Here is a 19,537-nt window from a genome sequence, read left to right on the forward strand (position 1 = left end):
TTCGCGGGCCCACCTTTCTCATGTCTACTGGCCGACCATCCACATCAGACTGATCATTTCTTCAGCAGGTCTTGTCGCCCAACACTTGCGCGGCAACATCTTCGCCGCTACCAGTACTCCAGCACGAACCGCGTCCGCTGGTGGCACCGCCGGTCTCGCCGTGCTCATGCCCACGACATCACTACTCGGGCTGATCATGGTTGCCGGAATCCGCAGCAGCAGAACGGTCTTCCGCTTCTTCCGTGTCGCCGAGCCCGGCCTTCTGTCGCCACCGGGCGATCGCCTTGCGAGTCATCTCAGTGTCGGGGTGGTCGACCCCGAGTACCCGGATCGTGTCGACCAGGAGTTCGGCATGTGCGTGAGCTGCTGCTGCGGGTTCGCCTGCTTCGCCGATCCATTCGGCCAGATTGCTGCGGGTGCGGAGTGTGTCGGGGTGGTCGGGTCCGAGGATGCGGATTCGGTCGGCTAGAAGTTGGGTGTATTCCTGTGCTGCTGTCGATGGCTCACCGGTTTCGCCGGTCGAGTGGGCGAGGTTGTTGCGGGTGGTGAGTGTGTCGGGGTGGTCGGGTCCGAGGGTGCGGAGTTGGTCTTCGAGTAGTTGGGTGTAGGCCTGTTTTGCTGCTGCGGCGTCGCCGGTTTGGCCGGTCCAGCGGGCGAGGTTGTTGCGGGTGATGAGTGTGTTGGGGTGGTCGGGTCCGAGGGTGCGGAGTTGGTCTTCGAGTAGTTGGGTGTAGGCCTGTTTTGCTGCTGCGGCGTCGCCGGTTTCGCCGGTCCAGTGGGCGAGGTTGCTGCGGGTGCGGAGTGTGTCGGGGTGGTCGGGTCCGAGGATGCGGATTCGGTCGGCTAGAAGTTGGGTGTATTCCTGTGCTGCTGTCGATGGCTCACCGGTTTCGCCGGTCCAGTGGGCGAGGTTGTTGCGGGTGATGAGTGTGTTGGGGTGGTCGGGTCCGAGGGTGCGGAGTTGGTCTTCGAGTAGTTGGGTGTAGGCCTGTTTTGCTGCTGCAGCGTCGCCGTTATGGCCGGTCCAGTGGGCGAGGTTGCTGCGGGTGCGGAGTGTGTCGGGATGGTCGGGTCCGAGGTGTCGATTCGCGGAGGCAAGAAACGCGTGGTGGTAGGTGACTGCTGCGTGTACCTGTCCAGCTTCGCCAAGGCTGGTGCCTGCGCGGAAAAGCATGGAATGACAATCTGGGTGCCAGAGATGTGCGCCAGCGTGGCCCGCTAGAACACCAGCGTTGAATCTCAACATTGCCCCAAGAGCGGTGTCCCGTTCTACTTCTGGCCAGGCGCGCCTCAGCGCATCTGCGGCTACGTGGCTCAATACGGGAAGTCGGTCGCCGGATAGTTGGTCCCGGGTTACCTTCTGCACCAACGAGTGCACATAGACCTGATCTGCGTCGAAGGCGATCAGGTTCAGTCGACTTAGGTTCGCCAGCGCTTCTGCCGCATCGTCTTCCTCCACCTCCTGGGAGCAACCAGAAGACAGGTAGTCCAAGACCGGCTCCGAGGTGAGCACCGACAACGGAATGCCGTTGGGATCCAGCAACGACATCACCGCGAGCATCGGCCGGGCCAGACCGGCCGGTTCCAGGAGGTCGGCGGCCTCAATGGAGATCCCCCATGTGGTCGCCACAGTGTCGCGCCGACCGTCGACGCCAGCCCAGGCCGGGAACATCTTCGTGAGGGAACTCCGCTGCCACTTGGCCGCGTACTTGAAGCAGTCCATGCCGGGGGTCCGCTTCACGTACGCCGCAGCCTGGCTGATCGCCAGCGGCAGGTACCCGAGCAGCGCAGCCAACTCCGGGATCCCCTCTACCTCCCCCAACACCCCACGCAGGTAAGCGTGCGACTCCGAAGCCGTGAACACCCCCACCTGTGCCAGCTCACTGGTATCCGACGCCAACGCCCACGGCTCGTTCCGCCGCGTGGTGACCACCAACCGCCCATCCGGACCCTGCGGCCACAGCCCCGCCAACTCGCCCGGATCCGCTACGTCGTCGAACACGACTAACCACGAATGGGTGGTGCACCAGGTCAGGAACTGGCGGGCCGCGTCCTCATCATCTCCAGCGTCGGACACCACGCGGCCCAAAGCAGCCAGGCCGCTGACCACGCTGGTCTGGGTCGAAGCGGTGACCCATCCGACCAGGTCCACTGACCACTGCCGTCGGGCGTACTCGGCGGCTGCCTGGGTCTTGCCGACACCCCCCAGGCCCGACAGCACGACACCGCCGCTGACCAGCGATTCCAGCTCGGGAACCGACCGGGGCTGGAAGTCCCGCACCACCGGCGGCACTCCGCCGGACCGGAACGGCAGCCGCTTCGGCGGACCGCCGCCCACCGTCACCGGCCCGTACACCGCCCCGATCTGTGCGGCCGCCCCCGACACGTCGCCGGTCAGTCGGTTGTCGCTCATGGGGACATCATCCCGTACGGGTTACCGCCGAGAGGTCTGATGTTTCGAACTCCCCACCTGAGGAAACGTGAGCGGGCATGACCACCCAGGAGAGTGCGCAGCCCGAGTTGAAGCGGGTCATCGGGCCCGGGCTGTTGCTGCTGTTCGTCGTCGGGGACATCATCGGGACGGGGGTTTACGCGCTCACCGGGACGGTCGCGGGCAAGATCGGGGGTGCGCTGTGGTTGCCGTTCCTGCTGGCGTTCGCCGTGGCCTTCCTGACCGCGTTCAGCTACCTGGAGCTGGTCGGCAAGTACCCGAGGGCGGCGGGGGCCGCGCTGTACGCCAACCGGGCGTTCAAGATCCAGTTCTTGACCTTCATGGTCGCCTTCGCGGTGATGTCGTCCGGCATCACCTCGGCCGCCTCCGCCGCGCAGGCGTTCGGCAACACCTACCTCAAGAAGCTGATGGGGGACTCGCTGGTCGTGCCGACCGTGTGGATCGCGGTCGCGTTCATCGTGCTGCTGGCCGCGGTGAACTTCCGCGGGGTCGCGGAATCCTTGTGGGCCAACGTGGTGCTGACCGCGATCGAGCTGTCCGGGTTGCTCATCATCATCGTGGTCGGCGTCTACGCCATCGGGTCGGGGCAGGGTGACCCGGGCAGGCTCGTCGAGATCGACACCACCGGGCAGAGCCCGCTCATCGCCATCAGCTCCGCGACCGCGCTGGCCTTCTTCGCGATGGTCGGCTTCGAGGACTCGGTGAACATGGCCGAGGAGTGCCGCGAGCCGGTCAAGATCTTCCCTCGGGCCATGCTCATCGGCATGGGCATCGCTGCGGTGATCTACGTGCTCGTGGCGGTCACGTCGTCGCTGCTGGTGCCCGCGCACGACCTCGCGGGCGCCAAGAGCGACGCGTTGCTCAAGGTGCTTTCCGTTGGCGCACCTGGCTTTCCGCTGTGGGTGTTCGCGCTCATCGGGCTGCTCGCGGTCATCAACTCGGCGCTGATCAACATGCTGATGGCGAGTCGGCTCGTCTACGGCATGGCCAACGAGAAGATCATCCCGAAGGTGTTCGGCGCCGTGCACCCGCTGCGCCGCACGCCCTGGGTGTCCATTGTGTTCACCAGTGTGATCGCGGTCGTTCTGGTGGCCACTGTGGACATCAACCTGCTCGGTGGCACCACGTCGCTACTGCTGCTCATCGTGTTCACCGTGGTCAACATCGCGGTTCTGGTGCTGCGCAAGGACAAGGTCGACCACGAGCACTTTCGCGCCCCGACAGCGCTGCCGGTCATCGGCGCCATCACCTGCGCCTACCTGGCCAGCCCGCTGTCGGGGCGCCCCGCGCGCGAGTACGGGATCGCCGCGATCCTGCTCGGCGTCGGTGTCGTCCTGTGGCTGCTCAACCGGTTCGCGCACGGCCGGGTCGAGGTCGACGCGGAGAAGCTTAGCGCGTGAACGGGGCGAGTTCCGCCGCGTCGTGCGCCGAGAAGATCTTCACCTCGTCGCGGTGGGAGCGGAGCATGGTCCGCAGGCGCTCCTGGTTGGCCTTGCGGGCCTTGCCCTCCACCTGCATCAACGACTGGAACACGCGCAACCCCGGCGGGCACGACGGCGTCGGCGCCATCTCGGCGGCGTTGAAGTAGGAGTCACCGGCGTGCAGCAGCCAGCCGTCGTCGGAGTGCACCGCGACGCCGACGTGGCCGCGGGTGTGGCCGGCCAGCGGCACCAACCGGAAGTCGTCAGACAGGCCCGTCAACCCGCGCACGGACTCCAGGCCCATCCACCGGTCCCCGCCGCCGCTCTCGTGCACCTCCCACTTCGGCCCGTGCGCCCAGTGCGCCTTCCGGTAGCGCTGCCGCTCGGCTGAGGTCGCGGGCGTGAGGGCCGCACGCAGCTCCGGTCCGTGGACGTGCACCCGCGCGTCCGGGAAGTCGACCAGACCGCCCGCGTGGTCGAGGTCCAGGTGGGTCAGGATGATGTGCCGCACATCGGCCGGGTTGTACCCGAGCGCGGCGACCTGGCGCACCGCCGCCTGCGCCACGTCGAACTCCGGCCGCACCAGGGCCACGAACGGGCCGGGCAGGGTGGCCTTGGGCGTGGTGAGGTCTCGCACCCCGAAACCGGTGTCCACCAGCACAAGGCCGTCGTCGGACTCCACCAGCAGCACGTGGCACACCATGTGCGCGAACCGCAGCAGCCCCGGCGCGCCGTCGACGAACCCGCCGCCCGGCGGGTGCATCGAACCGCAGTCCAAGTGGTGAACCCGCATGGTCATGCTCCTTTCAACAGCGGCGCGAGCATCGTGGCGACCGTGTGCAGCGGGGCGACGTCCCGCTGGCTGCGGGCGACGAGTTGCGCGCCTTCGAGTGCGGCCAACACCGCTGTGGCCAATGAGTCCGGTTCGGACAGTCCGTGTCGCGCGAGGTGCCCGCTGATCGTGGCGTGCCACGAGGAGAACGCGGCCGCGCAGGCCTCGCGGACGCGCTCCGAGTCGCCTGCGTCGTGCGCGACCGTACCAATAGGACAGCCGAGCCGGTAGTCGGAGTCGACCAGGCCCGCCGCCAGCGTCTCGGTGATCACCGACAGCGCGGTGGCCGGGTTCGGCGTCTGGCTGAACGCGACGTCCACCCAGCCGCACACCTCGGCCGCGGCCAGCTCCACCGCTTCCGCTGCCAGTTGTTCCTTGCCCTCGGGGAAGTGGAAGTACAGGGATCCCTTGGGCAGCTTGCCCTCGCTGATCACCTGGTTCATGCCGGTGCCGTGGTAGCCGCGGGCGCGGAAGAGGTCGACCGCGGTGCGCAGCGTGCGGTCGCGGGTGTCGGTTCGACGGGGCATGACGGTTACTATACAGACCGGTCTACAAAAAGCCAGGACCGCCGATCCGCCGTAGGCTCGCGTCATGGAGATCCAGATCAGCTCCGGCGCCACCACCGCGGCCATCACCACGACCGGTGCCACCCTGCGCGCCTTCGAGGTCGACGGCGTCCCCTACCTGGAGACATTCCCCGCGGGCGAGCCCGCGCCGATGGGCTCCGGCGCGATCCTGGTGCCTTGGCCCAACCGGGTCGCCGGTGCGAAGTGGACCCACGGCGGCCAGGTGCTCGAACTCGACGTCACCGAACCCGCGCGCGGCAACGCCAGCCACGGCCTGGTCCGCCGCGAGACCTGGGACGTCGTCGAGACCTCGGACGCCTCCGCCACCCTCGCGGTCACCATCGACGGCCGCCCCGGCTGGCCCTTCCCCTTCCGCGCCACCATGACCTACGCCGTCAGCGCCGACGGCCTCACCGTCACCCACGGCGTCACCAACCTGGGCACCGAACCCATGCCCTTCGGCGTCGGCGCCCACCCGTACCCGCGCCCCGGCCGCGCCGAGGTCGACGACTGCGTGCTCACCCTCGCCGCCACCACCCACCTCCCGCTCGACCCGGAGCGCATGGTCCCGTCCGGCCCGCCGACCCCGATCGCCCGCTTCGCCCGCCTGGTCCGGGAAGTCACCCTCGACGACGCCTTCGGCGGCTGCGAACCCGGTGACGACGGCCTGGTCCACCACACCCTGCGCGGCCCCGGCGGCGGCGTCGACCTGTGGGCCGACCCGGTGTTCCGCTGGGTGCAGGTCTACACGCCGGACTCGTTCCCGGGCCGCGAAGGCGGCGCGATCGCCGTCGAACCCATGACCTGCCCGCCGGACGCGCTGAACTCGGGCGTGGACCTGCTCACCGTCGACCCCGGCCGGCAGTGGACCGCGTCCTGGGGCATTACACCGATGGCGAAGACCCGCTGACCGTCGCCCTTACCTTGGACCCACCCGCCCGCCCCAAAACTGGACTGTGTTCACCAAGCCGAGTACCTATCCCGCGGATAGGGTTCGCGGCGTGAGAATCGCGGTCACTGGTGGGTATGTCGTCCCGGTAGAAGGTCCCCCGATCGAGGGTGGCACGGTCCTGTTCGAGAACGGGAAGATCCTCGCGGTCGGGTCGCCGCACGAGGTCGAGATCCCCGACGGCACCGAGGTCGTCGACGCGTCCGGGTCCTGGGTGCTGCCCGGTTTCGTCGAGGCGCACGGCCACCTCGGCGTGCACGAGGAGGCCGAGGGCTGGGCTGGCCAGGACACCAACGAGATGACCGACCCGAACACGGCCAGGGTCAAGGCGATCGACGCCATCAACCCGGCCGACGAGGCGTTCCGCGACGCGCTCGCTGGCGGTGTCACCACCGTGGTGATCAAGCCCGGCTCGGGTAACGTCATCGGCGGCCAGACGGTCGCGGTGAAGGTCTGGGGCCGCACGGTCGACGAGATGCTGCTGCGCGACCCGGTGTCGATGAAGAGCGCGCTCGGCGAGAACCCCAAGCGGGTCTACGGCGACAAGAAGGTCATGCCCTCGACCAGACTCGGTGTCGCCGCGATCATCCGCGAGGCGCTGACCAAGGCGCAGGACTACCGGGCCCGCCGCGACCACGCCCGCGCCGAGGGCCAGCCCTTCGAGCGCGACCTCACCAACGAGGCACTAGCCAAGGTGCTCGACGGCGAGCTGCCCTGGTGCCAGCACGCGCACCGCGCCGACGACATCGCCACCGCGCTGCGGCTGGCCGACGAGTTCGGCTACCAGTTGGTGCTCAACCACGGCACCGAGGCGCACCTGCTGGCCGACCTGATCGCCGAGCGGGACGTTCCCGTGGTCATCGGCCCGCTGTTCACCAGCCGGGTGAAGGTCGAGCTGCGCCAGCGGACCCTGCGCAACCCGGGCATCCTCGCCCGCGCAGGCGTGCGGATCGCGATCACCACCGACCACCCGGTCGTGCCGATCAACTTCCTGGTGCACCAGGTCACCCTGGCGGTCAAGGAGGGCCTGGACGCCGAGACCGGACTGCGGTCCATCACGGTGAACCCGGCGGAGATGATGGGGCTCGGCGACCGGGTCGGCGCCCTCAAGCCCGGCCTCGACGCCGATGTCGTGATCTGGTCGGGCGATCCGCTCGACGTGATGAGCCGGGCGACCCGGGTGTTCGTCAACGGCCGCCAGGTCTACGCGTTCAACGAGGCGACCGGGCTCGGCGAGACCGAGAACCCGTACTACCAGGGGTAGTCCGCGCGGGTACCGGCCACCGCGCGGTGGCCGGTATCACGGCATCGCCGACGCGGAGAGGATGTCGTCGACCGTGCTTTCCGGGTTTTGTCCACAAGCGTAGAGGGTGCGCGCCACGATATACGGCTCGTCGGCGCGCCGCGTTTCGCCGCGCTTTTCATAGGCGCGGGCCAGTAAATCGCGCTGCTCCGGTTCTTGCAGCGCCCAGAATGTGCGGCACGGCGTGGTGCCGTCCAGTTCCGCTTCTTCGGCCAGGGCCAGGAACAGCGCCCGGCCGCCGAGCACCAGCGCGATCGCCGCCACCGCGGCGCCCGCCCCGATCAGCACCCGCTTGGACGGCCTCGGGTCCCTCGGTGCGACCTTCTCCGGCACCGGGGGTGCCCCGGCTGCCGCCGCGAGCGAGGCCACCGCGTCGCGGAACCCGACATCGGTGGCGAACTCGTGGTTGAGCAGGTCGACCAGGGTGCGCCGGTGCGCGGGGGCGTTCGGGTCGGCCTCGAACACCTCGAACGCCGAGGCGCGCCGGATCCGGCGCAGCCTGCCGACGACCGCGTCGAGCAGGGTGTCGGCCGCGCGCCGGTCCGCGCCGTCGACGCGGTGGGTCACCAGCCGGGCGAGGATGTCCGCGACGTGCTCGGCAAGGATCGGCTGGCTCATCGATCACCCTCGTCCACGCGGTCGGCTGCGGTTCCCCACTGAGGGGGAATCGTCCGCAGACGGTAAAGCGTGATGGGGTGATCCGCGCGGGTTTTCGCCGTTTTCCCACCGGACGTTATTCCCACCCGGTGGTTTCCCACCGGGTGGGCGATTCAGGCGTCGCGCAGTTGCCTGGCGATCACCACGCGTTGGATCTGGTTGGTCCCTTCGAAGATTTGCGGGACTTTGGCCTCTCGCAGGTACCGCTCGACCGGGAAGTCCCTGGTGTACCCGGCGCCGCCGAGGACCTGCACCGCGTCGGTGGTCACCTTCATCGCCGCGTCGGTGGCCACCAGCTTGGCGATCGAGGCCTGCCGGACGAACGGCAACCCCCGGTCCCGCCGCCGCGCCGCCTCCAGGTACGTCGCCCGCGCCGACTCGACCGCGGCGGCCATGTCGGCCAGCAGGAACTCCACGCCCTGGAACTCAACGATCGACCTGCCGAACTGGACCCGCTGCTTGGCGTAGGCCACCGCCTCGTCCAGCGCCGCCTGGGCCAGGCCCACCGCGCACGCGGCGATGCCGAGCCTGCCCGAGTTCAGCGCGGTCAACGCGATCTTGAGGCCCTGGCCCTCGGTGCCGAGCAGCCGGTCGGCGCCGACCCTGGCGCCCTCGAACAGGACCTGGGTCGTGGTCGACCCGGTGAGCCCCATCTTCCGCTCCGGCGCCGCGAACCCCAGGCCGGGCGTGTCCGCGTCCACCAGCAGGCAGCTGATGCCCCTGCCGCCGTCGTCGGAGGTGCGCACCATCGTGGTGTAGAAGTCCGCCTGGCCGCCGTGTGTGATCCACGCCTTTGTGCCGTTCACCACGTAGTCGTCGCCGTCGCGGCGGGCGCGGGTGCTCAGCGCGGCCGCGTCCGACCCGGCGTGGCTCTCCGAGAGCGCGTAGGCACCCAGCAGCTCACCGCCGAGCATGTCCGGCAGCCAGCGCCCGCGCTGCTCGTCGGTGCCGTGCTCGGCGAGCGCGTAGCAGGACATCGTGTGCACCGACAGGCCGACGCCGACCGACATCCACGCGGTCGCCACCTCCTCCAGTACCTGCAGGTACACCTCGTACGGCAGCGCGGCGCCACCCCAGCGCTCCGGGTACGGCAGCCCCAGCAGGCCGCTGCGGCCCAGCAGCCGGAACTGCTCCCTCGGGAACCTCTCCTGCTCCTCGTACTCCGAGGCCAGCGGCGCGAGCTCGTCGCGGGCGATTTCGCGGGTCAGCTTGAGCAGGTCCTCGGCCTCGGTCGAGGGCAGCAGGCGCTCGGCAGGCATGGTCAGACCCTCCGGTGTACCAGAACCAGTACTACAGGACGGCTCAGAGTACTGCTTTGGGTCCTGAGCTGTCGATACGCTGAGTAGGTACACCGGGAACGTGCCCAGGCCGGGCGCCGAGAGCAGGGGGTGAGCGCGTGGTACGGCGTAACCCCACGGCGCGGCAGGCGGCACTGCTGGAACAGCTGCTGGCGATCTTCCTCGCCGACGGCTTCGCCGAATCCACCCTCGACGACTTCGCCGCCCGGCTGCGCTGCTCCAAGTCCACCTTGTACGCGTTGGCGCCGAGCAAGGAGCAATTGGCCCGCAAGGTCGTCGGGCACTTCTTCCGCGGCGCCACCGAACGGGTCGAGAAACGCGTGGCGCTGGCCACCGACGCCCGCGCCAGCATCGCCGCCTACCTCGAGGGCGCCGCGGCCGAAATGGCCGTCGCCTCGCCGGTGTTCATCGCCGACGTCGCCGCGTTCGCCCCCACCAGGGCGGTCTACGAGCGCAACGCCAAAGCCGCCGCCGAGCGGATCCGCGAGTTCATCCGGGAGGGTGTCGCCGAGGGCCTCTTCCGCGACGTGCACGCCCAGTTGGTCGCCGAGATGGCCGGGTGGCTCATCGAGGGCATCCAGACGGGGGTGCTCGGGCAGCGCGCCGGGGTGTCCGACGGGGAGGCCTTCACCGCGCTCGCCGACCTGCTGCTCGACGGTCTCAACCGGCCGTCGATTCGGTGAAAAGCCAGCTGCGCCTGTGATACGTGTCCCAACCGCGCTGGCGGCCCCCGGCCACGGCTGTCCGTAATGCGCCCGGAGCACTAGCGTAGGGGGCTCAGGACCCCAATGGGGCGGTGCTGCGCATGATCGCACTCCGACCAGGGCCGTTCCGGCTCGGCCGTACCGCCGCCCTGCCCGAGTGTGAGAGGTACTTGCATGCCCGACGGGACCGCTGTGCCCACCGGCACCGAGCAGACCGCCGCCCTCCGTTACCCCGGCGGCGAGCACGAGATGGCGATCGAGGCCGCAACCGAAGGCACATCAGGCGTCGACCTGGGCAAGCTGCTGGCCAAGACCGGGTTGGTCACCCTCGACCCCGGCTTCGTCAACACCGCTTCGTGCTCGTCGGCCATCACCTACATCGACGGTGACGCGGGCATCCTGCGCTACCGCGGCTACCCGATCGAGCAGCTCGCCGAACGCTCCACCTTCATCGAGGTCAGCTACCTGCTCATCTACGGCGAGCTGCCCAGCCAGGCCGAGCTCGACGACTTCGCGCACAAGATCAGCAGGCACACGCTGCTGCACGAGGACCTCAAGCGCTTCTTCGACGGCTTCCCGCGCGACGCGCACCCGATGCCGGTGCTGTCGTCGGCGGTGTCGGCGCTGTCCACCTTCTACCAGGACAGCCTCAAGCCCTTCGACTCCCACCACGTGGAGATCTCGACCATCCGCCTGCTGGCCAAGCTGCCGACCATCGCGGCCTACGCCTACAAGAAGTCCGTGGGCCAGCCGTTCCTCTACCCGGACAACTCCCTTGGCCTGGTGGAGAACTTCCTGCGGATGACCTTCGGGTTCCCCGCCGAGAACTACGACCTCGACCCGGCACTGGTACGCGCGCTCGACCTGCTGTTCATCCTGCACGCCGACCACGAGCAGAACTGCTCCACCTCCACGGTCCGCCTCGTCGGCTCCTCCGAGGCCAACCTGTTCGCCAGCGTGTCGGCGGGCATCAACGCCCTGTTCGGCCCGCTGCACGGCGGCGCCAACAGCGCGGTGCTGGAGATGCTCGAGGGCATCCGCGACTCCGGCGGCGACGTCGACTCGTTCGTCAAGAAGGTCAAGAACAAAGAAGACGGCGTGAAGCTCATGGGCTTCGGGCACCGGGTCTACAAGAACTACGACCCGCGCGCCGCCATCATCAAGAAGACCGCCGACGAGATCCTCGGCAAACTCGGCGGCGACGACTCGCTGCTCGACATCGCCAAGCAACTCGAAGAGCACGCCCTGGCCGACGACTACTTCATCCAGCGCAAGCTCTACCCGAACGTGGACTTCTACACCGGCCTGATCTACCGGGCGATGGGCTTCCCCACCAAGTTCTTCACCGTGCTGTTCGCCCTCGGCCGTCTCCCCGGCTGGATCGCCCACTGGCGCGAGATGATGAACGACCCCGCCACCAAGATCGGCCGCCCCCGCCAGGTGTACACCGGCCACACCGAGCGCGAGTACAAGTCCGTCACCGAACGCTGATCCCGCAGTAGGTCCCACCACCAGAGGCGCCAAGAACTTCCCGTTCGACTGGCCTGCTCGACGGCCCTTGGCCGACGGCCTTTGCCTGATGGTCCCTGCTCGATGGGGTGGACTTGTTTCGTGTGGGGGGACGACACCCGTAGCCTGACCGGCGGCTGGCTGGGCCGTCCCTTTGGCCCCCAGCTTTTCAGGCCCAGCACGGGTGTCGTAGGGGCCCCGCACGAAACACGTCCACCCCATCGAGCCCCCCGCACAGTCGTCCCCCACGCAGCCCCACCGCGCAGCCTTCGCCCGCGCGGCCACCACATGAAGCGGCGCCCCCCAAGGCGCCGCTTCGCCGTTCCCAGGCTTGATCACCCGAGCACAATGGGCCCATGGGTGATGCCCGGAACTCGCTGCCCGGCAAGGCGCGGGACGTGGTGCAGGCACACGAGGTCGGCGACGTCGTCTTCCGCTCGCACGACCGGCGCGGGGTGTACGCGCTGGCCGCTCTCGCAGTGGTGTTGGTCGCGGCGATTGTGGTGATCGTTCTCCAGCCCACGCAGGCACCACCGGTCGCCGAGCGGGGGCCGCTGGTCGCCGCGGTCACCGGGAACACCGGGCAGGACTCGGGGTGGTGCACCTCGGGCTGGATCATCCCGGACCGGGGCGACGCGCCGATCCCGTACAGCGGCGGCCCACCACCCGGGGCCGTCGAGGGCGGTGGCACGGTGGTCGCCGTCACGGTGCAGGGACTGACCGGGAAAGCGGTGGTGCTGCAGGGGATGTCGGTCGACGTGGTGCGCCGTTCGCCCGCCCCGACCGGGGTCTACCTGCCTCCCGTCTGCCCGGCCCACATCGTCCCGAGGAAGTACGGGGTGGCCCTCGACAACGTCGTGCCCCGGGTCGTCGCCGACGTAGGGACGCGTGGATTCCCTTACCGGGTAAGCGAAACCGAGCCGGAGGTGTTCGTGATCCACGCCGGGGTCGATTCGGGTGACGTGCAGTGGCGCCTCGTGCTGGCGTGGACGTCCGGGGCCGAGAAGGGCGAACTCGTGGTGGACGACAACGGGCGCCCGTTCCACACTGTGGCCTTGTCGTCATCGCGGCCGTTCTGCGTCTCCAAGGTGGAGACCTGGCAGCCTGCCTGCTAGCGAGCGTGCCCTGATCGAGTGGCCGTTCGGCGGGGGCGCGGTGTCCTGGGTAGCGTTGCGCGCCGTGACTTCGGTGGTGTGGTTTCGACGTGACCTGCGGACCGGGGATCACCCGGCGCTGCTCGCGGCGGCTGAGCGCGGGTCGAGTGCGCTCGGCTTGTTCGTGCTCGACGAGCGGTTGGGTGGGCCGTCGGGGGATTCGCGGTTGGCGTTCATGTACCGGTGCCTGCGCGACCTCGACGAGCAGTTGGGCGGCAGGCTGATGGTGGTGCGCGGGGACCCGGTCGACGTGGTGCCTCGGGTGGTGGCGGCGGTCGGGGCGGAGTCGGTGCACGTGTCGGCGGATTATGGGCCGTACGGGCGGGAGCGGGACGACGCGGTCGAGAAGGCTCTGGATGTCGACTTCGTGCGCACCGGGTCGCCGTACGCGGTGGCGCCGGGGCGGGTGCTGAAGGGGGACGGGCAGCCGTACCGGGTGTTCACGCCGTTCAGCCGGGCTTGGCTCGACCACGGGTGGCGCAAGCCCGCCGACACTTCGGCATCCACAGTGGACTGGGTGGATCCGTCTGAAAAGGACGGTGGACCCCGGCGCGTGCGGATCCCGGACGACCCGGCGGTGTCGGCGTCGCTGCCCGCGGCGGGGGAGAAGGCCGCGCACGAGGCCTGGGCCGACTTCGACGCGACGCACTACAAGCGCGACCGCGACCGCCCGGACGTCGACGGGACCAGCCGCATGTCTGCGTACCTGCGATGGGGCTGCGTGCACCCGCGCACCCTGCTCGCCGACCTCGGCCACTCCGAAGGCGCCCAGACCTACCGCACCGAACTCGCCTGGCGGGACTTCTACGCCGACGTGCTGTGGCACCGGCCCGAGACCGCCCGCGAGAACTACAACCCCAAGTTCAACGCCATGCCGCACGACACCGACGAGGACCTCTTCGACGCCTGGTGCCGCGGCGAGACCGGCTACCCCGTCGTCGACGCCGGGATGCGGCAGTTGCAGGCGGAGGGCTGGATGCACAACCGGGTCCGCATGATCGTCGCCAGCTTCTTGGTCAAGGACCTGCACGTCCCCTGGTGGTGGGGCGCCCGCCACTTCATGACCCACCTCGTCGACGGCGACCTGGCCTCCAACCAGCACGGCTGGCAGTGGACAGCGGGCACCGGAACCGACGCCGCCCCCTACTTCCGCGTCTTCAACCCCACCACCCAAGGCGAGAAGTTCGACCCCAACGGCGACTACGTCCGCCGCTACGTCCCCGAACTGCGCGGCATCCAGGGCAAGAAGGTCCACCAACCCCCGCCCACCCCCGGCTACCCCACCCCGATCGTCGACCACAAGCACGAACGGGAGATAGCCCTGGAGCGCTACGGCAACCTCAAGTGAGGTGGCTCAGCGAGTGCCGAGGATGAGCTGCTCGATGTGCTCGAAGACCTCGGCGTAGGCATCCCGCTGCCACGCGGGGAGTCGTTCCCAATCGGCGACCGGGGCGGCGTTGTGCCGGTGGGCCTGGGCCGACCAGCACAGCGCCGCAAACCGTCCCTTGTGGACCCGCGACAGCCCGTCCGTCCCGCCCGCCTCGACGAACGCCCGGACCAGGTCGTACACCGCGTTGGCGCTCGCCCGCTCCCACGCGGGCAGCGCCGACCACTCCGCCTCCCGTACGTCGGCGCGGTTCTTGCGCGCCGAGGCCACCCACGCCCGCAGGAACACCTGACCGCCTTCGATCACCGCTCGGCTCCCAACTCGCGCATTCCGCCCGCTGCCACGCTACGCCCGCCACGAGGCGAAACGGGTCACGCTTTGCGCAGTGCTTCGCGCAGCGGCAACCGGGGCCCGGTCCGCAGAACCGCCCTGGCGTAGATGCGGCCTGCCAGCCAGGTGAGGGCCGCGATCGAGAGCAGCATCAGCACGACCGCGAGGGTCACGTCCCACGCTGTCGCGGTGCCGAGGGCGAGGCGGCCGGGCATGAGGATCGGGGCGAAGGGGGGCAGGATCGACAGCACCGTTGTGGCGCTGGAGTTGGGGATGCGCGAGAGCAAGCCGAAGCCGAGCACGAAGGCCAGTACCAGCACCGAGGTGACCGGGAGCAGCACCGACTGCGTTTCCTCTTGGCGGGACACCAGCGAGCCCGCGGCGGCGAAGACCGTGGCGTAGAACAGGTAGCCGAGCAGGTACCAGAGCACGCCCCACAGCAGGGTCCCGGCCGCGACGCCGGGGATGGTGATCACGTCGGTGACCACGGCCAGCACCACGCCGACCCCGCCGACCACGGTGAGCTGGGCCAGGCCGACCAGCCCCAGCCCGACGACCTTGCCCGCCAGCAGTTCCCACGGGCGCACGGTCGCGAGCAGGATTTCCACGACCCGGCTGGACTTCTCCTCCACCACGCCCTGGGCGACCATCGTCCCGTACAGCAGCAGCGACAGGTACAGCAGCGCGACGATCACCAGCGCCATCGCCAGCCGCTCGTCGTGGGTCGGGTCCGGGGCGCGCAGCGACCGCACGTCCACCGTGGCGTCGGCGACCGTCCCGAGGACCTGGTCTGGGTCCAGTTCCTCGATCGCGGCCAGTTGGGCGCGCAGGACCTCCTCCTGGACCAGGATGTTCAGCGCCCGCCGCAGGTTCTCGTCGAGGGTCTCGTCCACCACCACGTGCAGCGCCGCGGGCGTACCGGTCACCAGGGCGTCGAGGTCGCCGTCGAGCACCGCGGCCTCACCGGCTGCGGCGTCGCGGACCGTGCTGACCTGGACGTCGAGGCCGAGTGAGCGGGCTTGTGCCGACAGCGGTGCCGAGATCGCCGCCGCCTGACCGGAGAGGCCGACGCGGGTGATCCGCTCGCCGCCGAAGAGGGTGCTCTGCATCAGCACGAAGCCGACCAGGATGGCGATCGAGACCGCCGTGCCGACGAGGAAGGACCTGGCCCGCAGCCTGGTGCGCAGTTCCCGTCGCGCCACCAGCCACACGGTGCGCTGCGCGGTCACCGGCTGCCCACTCCCACCGCACCACGGTACAACTCCGCCAGCGACGGGTGGTGGTGGGTGAACCCGCGCACCCGCCCGGTGGCCAGCGCCGCGGCCAGGATCGGCTGGTCGTCGACACCGGGCGCGACCCGCAGCCGCGTCTGTCCGCTGTGGACGCCCAGCACCGTGACCCCGGGCAGCCCGCGCGCCCAGTCCGCTGGCGCGTCCGGCGCGTCGACCACCAGGGTGCTCCCGCTGCCCTCGCGCAGCTGCTCGACCGTCCCGCAGGCCACCACCCGACCGGCCTGGATGATCCCCACCTGGTCGCACAGCCGCTCGACGAGGTCGAGCTGGTGGCTGGAGAACACCACCGGCACCCCGGCCGCCGCCTGCTCGCGCAGCACCGCCACCAGCACGTCCACCGCCAGCGGGTCCAGCCCGGAGAACGGTTCGTCGAGCACCAGCAGCAGCGGGTCGTGCACCAGCGCCGCCGCCAGCTGCACCCGCTGCTGGTTGCCCAGGCTCAGCCGCTGCAGCTCGGAGTCGCGGTGCTCGCGCAGGCCGAGCCTGCTGATCCAGTGCTCCGCGGCCCGGTGCGCGGCGTTGACCTCGGCGCCGTGCAGCTCGGCGAGGTAGACCAGCTGCTCGAGCACCCGCATCCTCGGGTAGAGGCCGCGCTCCTCGGGCAGGTAGCCGAACCGGCGGCGGGCCGCGTGCTCGACCGGGGCGCCCGCGAACCGCACCGACCCGGCGTCCTGGGCCAGCACGCCGAGCACGATCCGCATCGTGGTGGTCTTGCCTGCCCCGTTGCCGCCGACGAAGCCGAACAGCTCACCGGCGGCCACGTCGAAGCTCACGCGGTCGCAGGCCAGCACGTCGCCGTAGCGCTTGGTGACGCCGTCGACCTCGAGCATCGCCCACCTCCACGGCCCAGTATTACCGGTCGGCCGACCCCGGTTACCCGCTGGTCGGGTGCGCCTGCAAACGAGTTGGCCGATTGCCACCCGGGGCGGAACCGAACACGCGATGCTCCGTCCAACGACAGGCGGATGCTCCAGGCAGGACCAGGGAAGTGGTGTGGCGATGAACCCTGAACAGTGGCTCGCGCAGTACGACGAGACGCTGCAGAAGGCCGCGGCCGGTGCGCAGAAGGCGGAGAAGGCCCTGCGCGAGGTGGGTGGGACCGCGACCTCGTCGGACGGCGAGGTGACCGTGCGGGTGTCCGCCGCCGGGGTGACCACGGACCTGGTGCTGCGGCCCGGCGTGCGCGAACTGGAGCCCGAGCAGTTGGCGAGGGTCATCCTCGACGTCACCAGGCAGGCCCAGCGGGACGCGGGCGCCAGGGTGGTGGCGGCGATGGAGGAACTGGTCGGCGACTCCTCCGCGCTCGACGTCGTCAAGTCCTACCTGCCCCAGGGCTACACCGGGGACGCGGCGGACGGCCCGGCGGCGGCCAAGCCGCGCGACCGGCGCTCCGACGACGAGTACTTCGACAACCCCCCCGAAGTCGTCCACTAGACAGCAAGGCGGATCTCATGGGTACAGGGTTCAACGTCAACGTGGCGGAGCTGCGGGCACACGCGGGCACCGTCGCGACGTGCGCCGCGCAGGTGCACTCGGCGACCTCGCTGACGCAGCAGGTCTCCGCCGCCGCGTACGGGGTGATCGGCCAGTTCTTCGCCAGCGCGGTCCTGGCCGCCTGCGGGGACGTGCTGCAGGGCATCCAGAAGGTGGCGACCGCGATCGACGACGTCCGCAAGGGGATCGAGGACGTCGCGCGCGACTACGAGCGCATCGACATGGGCAACGCGGCGACTTTCGGCGGGAGGCTGTAAGTGACCACGACGGCGACGACCACGGCTGGGCAGTCCACGGGTGGGCAGGCGGCCACCGCGCTCAACAACGACATCAAGGGCGCGAAGGCGGCCATCGAGCGCGGTGACTGGCTCGACGCGGGCCTGCAGATCACCAACGTCGCGATGGACGTCATCAACATCGCGGGCGACCCGCTCGGCGCCTGCGCCAGCGCCGGGTTCGGCTGGATCATCAACCACATCAAGTTCCTCAAGGAGCCCTTCGACAAGCTCCTCGGCGACGCGAACTCGATCATCAACAGCGCCCAGGGCTGGGTCAAGGCAGGCGACCAGCTGATCCAGTCGGCGCAGAAGTACCGCGACGCGGTGCGCACCCAGACCTGCAACTGGCACGGCAAGGCGGGCGACTCCTACCGCCGCGCCGCCGCCACCCAGGCCGAGGGCCTCGACGCGCTCGCCGAGGTCAGCAAGGGTGTCGGCCAGGCCATCAACGGCGCAGGCAAGCTGCTGGCCGAGGTGCGCAAGACCGTGCTGGAGTTCATCAACCAGTGCGTGCAGAAGGTCATCCAGATCATCATCGAGGCGCTGGCCAAGGCGTGGCTGAGCTTCGGCGCCAGCATCGCCGAGGGCATCGCCCGCTCGGTGGTGCAGGCGGTGCAGACCGCGCAGAAGATCCTCGGCAAGATCCAGAAGTTCGTCTCGTCGCTGCAGAAGATCATGCAGACGGTGCAGAAGATCGTGCAGCTCGCCAAGGCCGTCAAGCAGCTGCTGGCGACCATCGGCGGCAAGGCGAACACCTCGCCGAGCGCGACCACCACCCAGGCGCCGACGGTCAACACCGGCACCCTGGACACCGCGTCGGGGGCGCACTACACCAACCCCAACGGCACGACGAACACCGCGAACTACGGCCAGGGCCAGGTCCCCGGGTACGGCGGCTACCAGCCGTTGCCCGGTTCGACCACCAACACCGCCAACTACGGCCAAGGGCAGGTCCCCGGCTACGGCGGCTACCAGCCACTGCCCGGCAACGGCACCAACGCGGCCAACTACGGCCAGGGCTCCGTGCCGAACTACGGCGGCTACCAGCCGCTGCCCGGCGGCACCCAGGGCCAGCCCGGCACGTACACCCCCGGTGTCGTGCCCGGCCAGACCAGCGGGGTGAAGCCGCCGACCGGCACGCCGAACTGGGGCCCCAGCGGCCCGCCCCCCACCACCGGCTCCCCGGCGTCCCTGGTGGACCGCGCCCGCTGGATCGGCGCCGCCGTCGAGGTCCTGATCAACCACGGCGTGGACCCCGCCAAGATCAACCCCGAGCAGATCGCCCAGATCGTCGACCGAACCTCCGGCGGCAACCCGCACGCGGTCAACCTGCAGGACCCCAACGCGGCCAACGGATTCCCGCCCAAGGGCATCTGCCAGCTGCCCGACCCGGTGTTCGACCAGCACAAGCTGCCCGGCTACGACGACATCTGGCAGCCGGTGGACAACATGCTGGCCGGGATCAGGTACTTCCTGTCGGAGTGGGGATCGCTGCTCACCGCCCTGCAGGGCCTCACCGGCCAGCCCGGCACCCCGGTGGTCATCACGCCGCAGTAGGCCCAGCCCCAGTGGCTCGGCCGCTGTGGCTTGGCCGCTGTGGCTCGGCCGCTGTGCCCAACTGCAGTAAGGCCCACCGCGGTAGCTCGACCGCGGTGGGCCCGGCCGCTGTGGCTCAACCGCTGTGGCTTGGCCGCGTTGGGCCCAGCCGCTGTGGCTCGGCTGCAGTGAGGCCAACTGCAGTAGCCCGGCTGCGGTGGGCCCGGCTGCGGTGGCTCAGCCGCGGTGGCTCGGCCGCGGCGGGCCCAGCCGCGGTGGCTCGGCCGCAGTAAGGCCCACCGCGGTGGCTCAACCGCAGTGGGCTCGGCTGCTGTGGCCCAAGCGCGGTGGCTCGGTCGCGTTGGGCTCAGCCGC

The 19,537-nt window shown here is 69.8% G+C and carries 18 protein-coding genes; 10 read left to right on the top strand and 8 right to left on the bottom strand.

Annotated features, from left to right (window positions below; genetic code table 11):
- Window positions 1-181: 181 nt before the first annotated feature.
- Window positions 182-2,344, bottom strand: a complete 2,163-nt coding sequence (gene fxsT, locus JOD54_RS09410; protein ID WP_204450155.1) for an FxSxx-COOH system tetratricopeptide repeat protein — start codon at window positions 2,342-2,344, stop codon at window positions 182-184.
- A gap of 146 nt (window positions 2,345-2,490) precedes the next feature.
- Here fxsT and JOD54_RS09415 point away from each other — a divergent pair, with 146 nt between their 5' ends.
- A complete protein-coding gene (locus JOD54_RS09415; protein ID WP_204450156.1) occupies window positions 2,491-3,852 on the top strand; it encodes an APC family permease in 1,362 nt (453 codons plus the stop codon).
- Here JOD54_RS09415 and JOD54_RS09420 read toward each other — a convergent pair.
- Together JOD54_RS09420 and JOD54_RS09425 are read right to left on the bottom strand one after the other, a co-directional pair.
- A complete protein-coding gene (locus JOD54_RS09420) occupies window positions 3,842-4,666 on the bottom strand; it encodes an MBL fold metallo-hydrolase (protein WP_204450157.1) in 825 nt (274 codons plus the stop codon). The two genes, JOD54_RS09415 and JOD54_RS09420, sit on opposite strands and share 11 nt — an antisense overlap.
- Before the next feature lie 2 nt (window positions 4,667-4,668).
- The gene (locus tag JOD54_RS09425) at window positions 4,669-5,232 is read right to left on the bottom strand and encodes a TetR/AcrR family transcriptional regulator (protein WP_204450158.1); all 564 of its coding nucleotides are present in this window, start codon (window positions 5,230-5,232) and stop codon (window positions 4,669-4,671) included.
- A gap of 64 nt (window positions 5,233-5,296) precedes the next feature.
- Between JOD54_RS09425 and JOD54_RS09430 the strand changes: the two genes are divergently transcribed.
- Together JOD54_RS09430 and JOD54_RS09435 are read left to right on the top strand one after the other, a co-directional pair.
- On the top strand, window positions 5,297-6,181 hold the full coding sequence (locus JOD54_RS09430; protein WP_204450159.1) for an aldose 1-epimerase family protein: 885 nt from the start codon (window positions 5,297-5,299) through the stop codon (window positions 6,179-6,181).
- Between the two features lie 91 nt (window positions 6,182-6,272).
- Window positions 6,273-7,484 (top strand): amidohydrolase, encoded by a 1,212-nt coding sequence (locus tag JOD54_RS09435; protein WP_204450160.1) that lies wholly within the window; start codon window positions 6,273-6,275, stop codon window positions 7,482-7,484.
- Window positions 7,485-7,520: 36 nt separating this feature from the next.
- On the opposite strand, the gene JOD54_RS09440 is transcribed toward JOD54_RS09435, so the two are convergent.
- Together JOD54_RS09440 and JOD54_RS09445 are read right to left on the bottom strand one after the other, a co-directional pair.
- The gene (locus tag JOD54_RS09440) at window positions 7,521-8,141 is read right to left on the bottom strand and encodes a hypothetical protein (protein ID WP_204450161.1); all 621 of its coding nucleotides are present in this window, start codon (window positions 8,139-8,141) and stop codon (window positions 7,521-7,523) included.
- A 152-nt stretch (window positions 8,142-8,293) separates the two neighbouring features.
- On the bottom strand, window positions 8,294-9,439 hold the full coding sequence (locus tag JOD54_RS09445; protein WP_204450162.1) for an acyl-CoA dehydrogenase family protein: 1,146 nt from the start codon (window positions 9,437-9,439) through the stop codon (window positions 8,294-8,296).
- 137 nt (window positions 9,440-9,576) lie between these two features.
- Between JOD54_RS09445 and JOD54_RS09450 the strand changes: the two genes are divergently transcribed.
- The 4 genes from JOD54_RS09450 (at window position 9,577) to JOD54_RS09465 (ending at window position 14,193) form a co-directional block, all read left to right on the top strand.
- Window positions 9,577-10,161, top strand: coding sequence for a TetR/AcrR family transcriptional regulator (locus JOD54_RS09450; RefSeq protein WP_307859913.1), 585 nt, complete (start codon window positions 9,577-9,579; stop codon window positions 10,159-10,161).
- 195 nt (window positions 10,162-10,356) lie between these two features.
- The gene (locus JOD54_RS09455; RefSeq protein ID WP_204450163.1) at window positions 10,357-11,673 is read left to right on the top strand and encodes a citrate synthase; all 1,317 of its coding nucleotides are present in this window, start codon (window positions 10,357-10,359) and stop codon (window positions 11,671-11,673) included.
- 374 nt (window positions 11,674-12,047) lie between these two features.
- Entirely contained in the window at window positions 12,048-12,806 is a 759-nt protein-coding gene (locus JOD54_RS09460) for a hypothetical protein (protein WP_204450164.1), read from the top strand.
- A 73-nt stretch (window positions 12,807-12,879) separates the two neighbouring features.
- Window positions 12,880-14,193, top strand: coding sequence for a cryptochrome/photolyase family protein (locus JOD54_RS09465; protein WP_204456177.1), 1,314 nt, complete (start codon window positions 12,880-12,882; stop codon window positions 14,191-14,193).
- Window positions 14,194-14,199: 6 nt separating this feature from the next.
- Here JOD54_RS09465 and JOD54_RS09470 read toward each other — a convergent pair whose 3' ends face one another.
- From JOD54_RS09470 to JOD54_RS09480, 3 genes are all read right to left on the bottom strand, one after another.
- Window positions 14,200-14,538 carry a hypothetical protein gene (locus JOD54_RS09470; RefSeq protein WP_204450165.1) on the bottom strand — a complete coding sequence of 113 codons (339 nt, stop codon included), beginning with the start codon at window positions 14,536-14,538 and terminating at the stop codon, window positions 14,200-14,202.
- A gap of 65 nt (window positions 14,539-14,603) precedes the next feature.
- Entirely contained in the window at window positions 14,604-15,791 is a 1,188-nt protein-coding gene (locus tag JOD54_RS09475) for an ABC transporter permease (RefSeq protein WP_204450166.1), read from the bottom strand.
- Window positions 15,788-16,684 carry an ABC transporter ATP-binding protein gene (locus JOD54_RS09480; protein WP_204450167.1) on the bottom strand — a complete coding sequence of 299 codons (897 nt, stop codon included), beginning with the start codon at window positions 16,682-16,684 and terminating at the stop codon, window positions 15,788-15,790. The genes JOD54_RS09475 and JOD54_RS09480 overlap by 4 nt, the downstream gene beginning before the upstream one ends.
- 169 nt (window positions 16,685-16,853) lie before the next feature.
- On the opposite strand from JOD54_RS09480, the gene JOD54_RS09485 reads away from it, so the two are divergent.
- The 3 genes from JOD54_RS09485 to JOD54_RS09495 are packed head-to-tail and all read left to right on the top strand — an operon-like array spanning window position 16,854 to window position 19,183.
- Window positions 16,854-17,288, top strand: a complete 435-nt coding sequence (locus JOD54_RS09485; protein ID WP_204450168.1) for a YbaB/EbfC family nucleoid-associated protein — start codon at window positions 16,854-16,856, stop codon at window positions 17,286-17,288.
- Window positions 17,289-17,305: 17 nt separating this feature from the next.
- Window positions 17,306-17,605 carry a WXG100 family type VII secretion target gene (locus JOD54_RS09490; RefSeq protein ID WP_204450169.1) on the top strand — a complete coding sequence of 100 codons (300 nt, stop codon included), beginning with the start codon at window positions 17,306-17,308 and terminating at the stop codon, window positions 17,603-17,605.
- Window positions 17,606-19,183, top strand: coding sequence for a hypothetical protein (locus tag JOD54_RS09495; protein WP_204450170.1), 1,578 nt, complete (start codon window positions 17,606-17,608; stop codon window positions 19,181-19,183). It begins immediately after the preceding gene.
- Window positions 19,184-19,537: the final 354 nt, after the last annotated feature.

Source organism: Actinokineospora baliensis, from assembly GCF_016907695.1.
GTDB lineage: Bacteria > Actinomycetota > Actinomycetes > Mycobacteriales > Pseudonocardiaceae > Actinokineospora > Actinokineospora baliensis.

Coding starts and splice junctions, on each gene's coding strand:
- JOD54_RS09415 (WP_204450156.1), top strand. CDS start 2,491: ATGACCACCCAGGAGAGTGCGCAGCCCGAGTTGAAGCGGGTCATCGGG.
- JOD54_RS09420 (WP_204450157.1), bottom strand. CDS start 4,666: ATGCGGGTTCACCACTTGGACTGCGGTTCGATGCACCCGCCGGGCGGC.
- JOD54_RS09425 (WP_204450158.1), bottom strand. CDS start 5,232: ATGCCCCGTCGAACCGACACCCGCGACCGCACGCTGCGCACCGCGGTC.
- JOD54_RS09430 (WP_204450159.1), top strand. CDS start 5,297: ATGGAGATCCAGATCAGCTCCGGCGCCACCACCGCGGCCATCACCACG.
- JOD54_RS09440 (WP_204450161.1), bottom strand. CDS start 8,141: ATGAGCCAGCCGATCCTTGCCGAGCACGTCGCGGACATCCTCGCCCGG.
- JOD54_RS09445 (WP_204450162.1), bottom strand. CDS start 9,439: ATGCCTGCCGAGCGCCTGCTGCCCTCGACCGAGGCCGAGGACCTGCTC.
- JOD54_RS09455 (WP_204450163.1), top strand. CDS start 10,357: ATGCCCGACGGGACCGCTGTGCCCACCGGCACCGAGCAGACCGCCGCC.
- JOD54_RS09460 (WP_204450164.1), top strand. CDS start 12,048: ATGGGTGATGCCCGGAACTCGCTGCCCGGCAAGGCGCGGGACGTGGTG.
- JOD54_RS09480 (WP_204450167.1), bottom strand. CDS start 16,684: ATGCTCGAGGTCGACGGCGTCACCAAGCGCTACGGCGACGTGCTGGCC.
- JOD54_RS09485 (WP_204450168.1), top strand. CDS start 16,854: ATGAACCCTGAACAGTGGCTCGCGCAGTACGACGAGACGCTGCAGAAG.
- JOD54_RS09490 (WP_204450169.1), top strand. CDS start 17,306: ATGGGTACAGGGTTCAACGTCAACGTGGCGGAGCTGCGGGCACACGCG.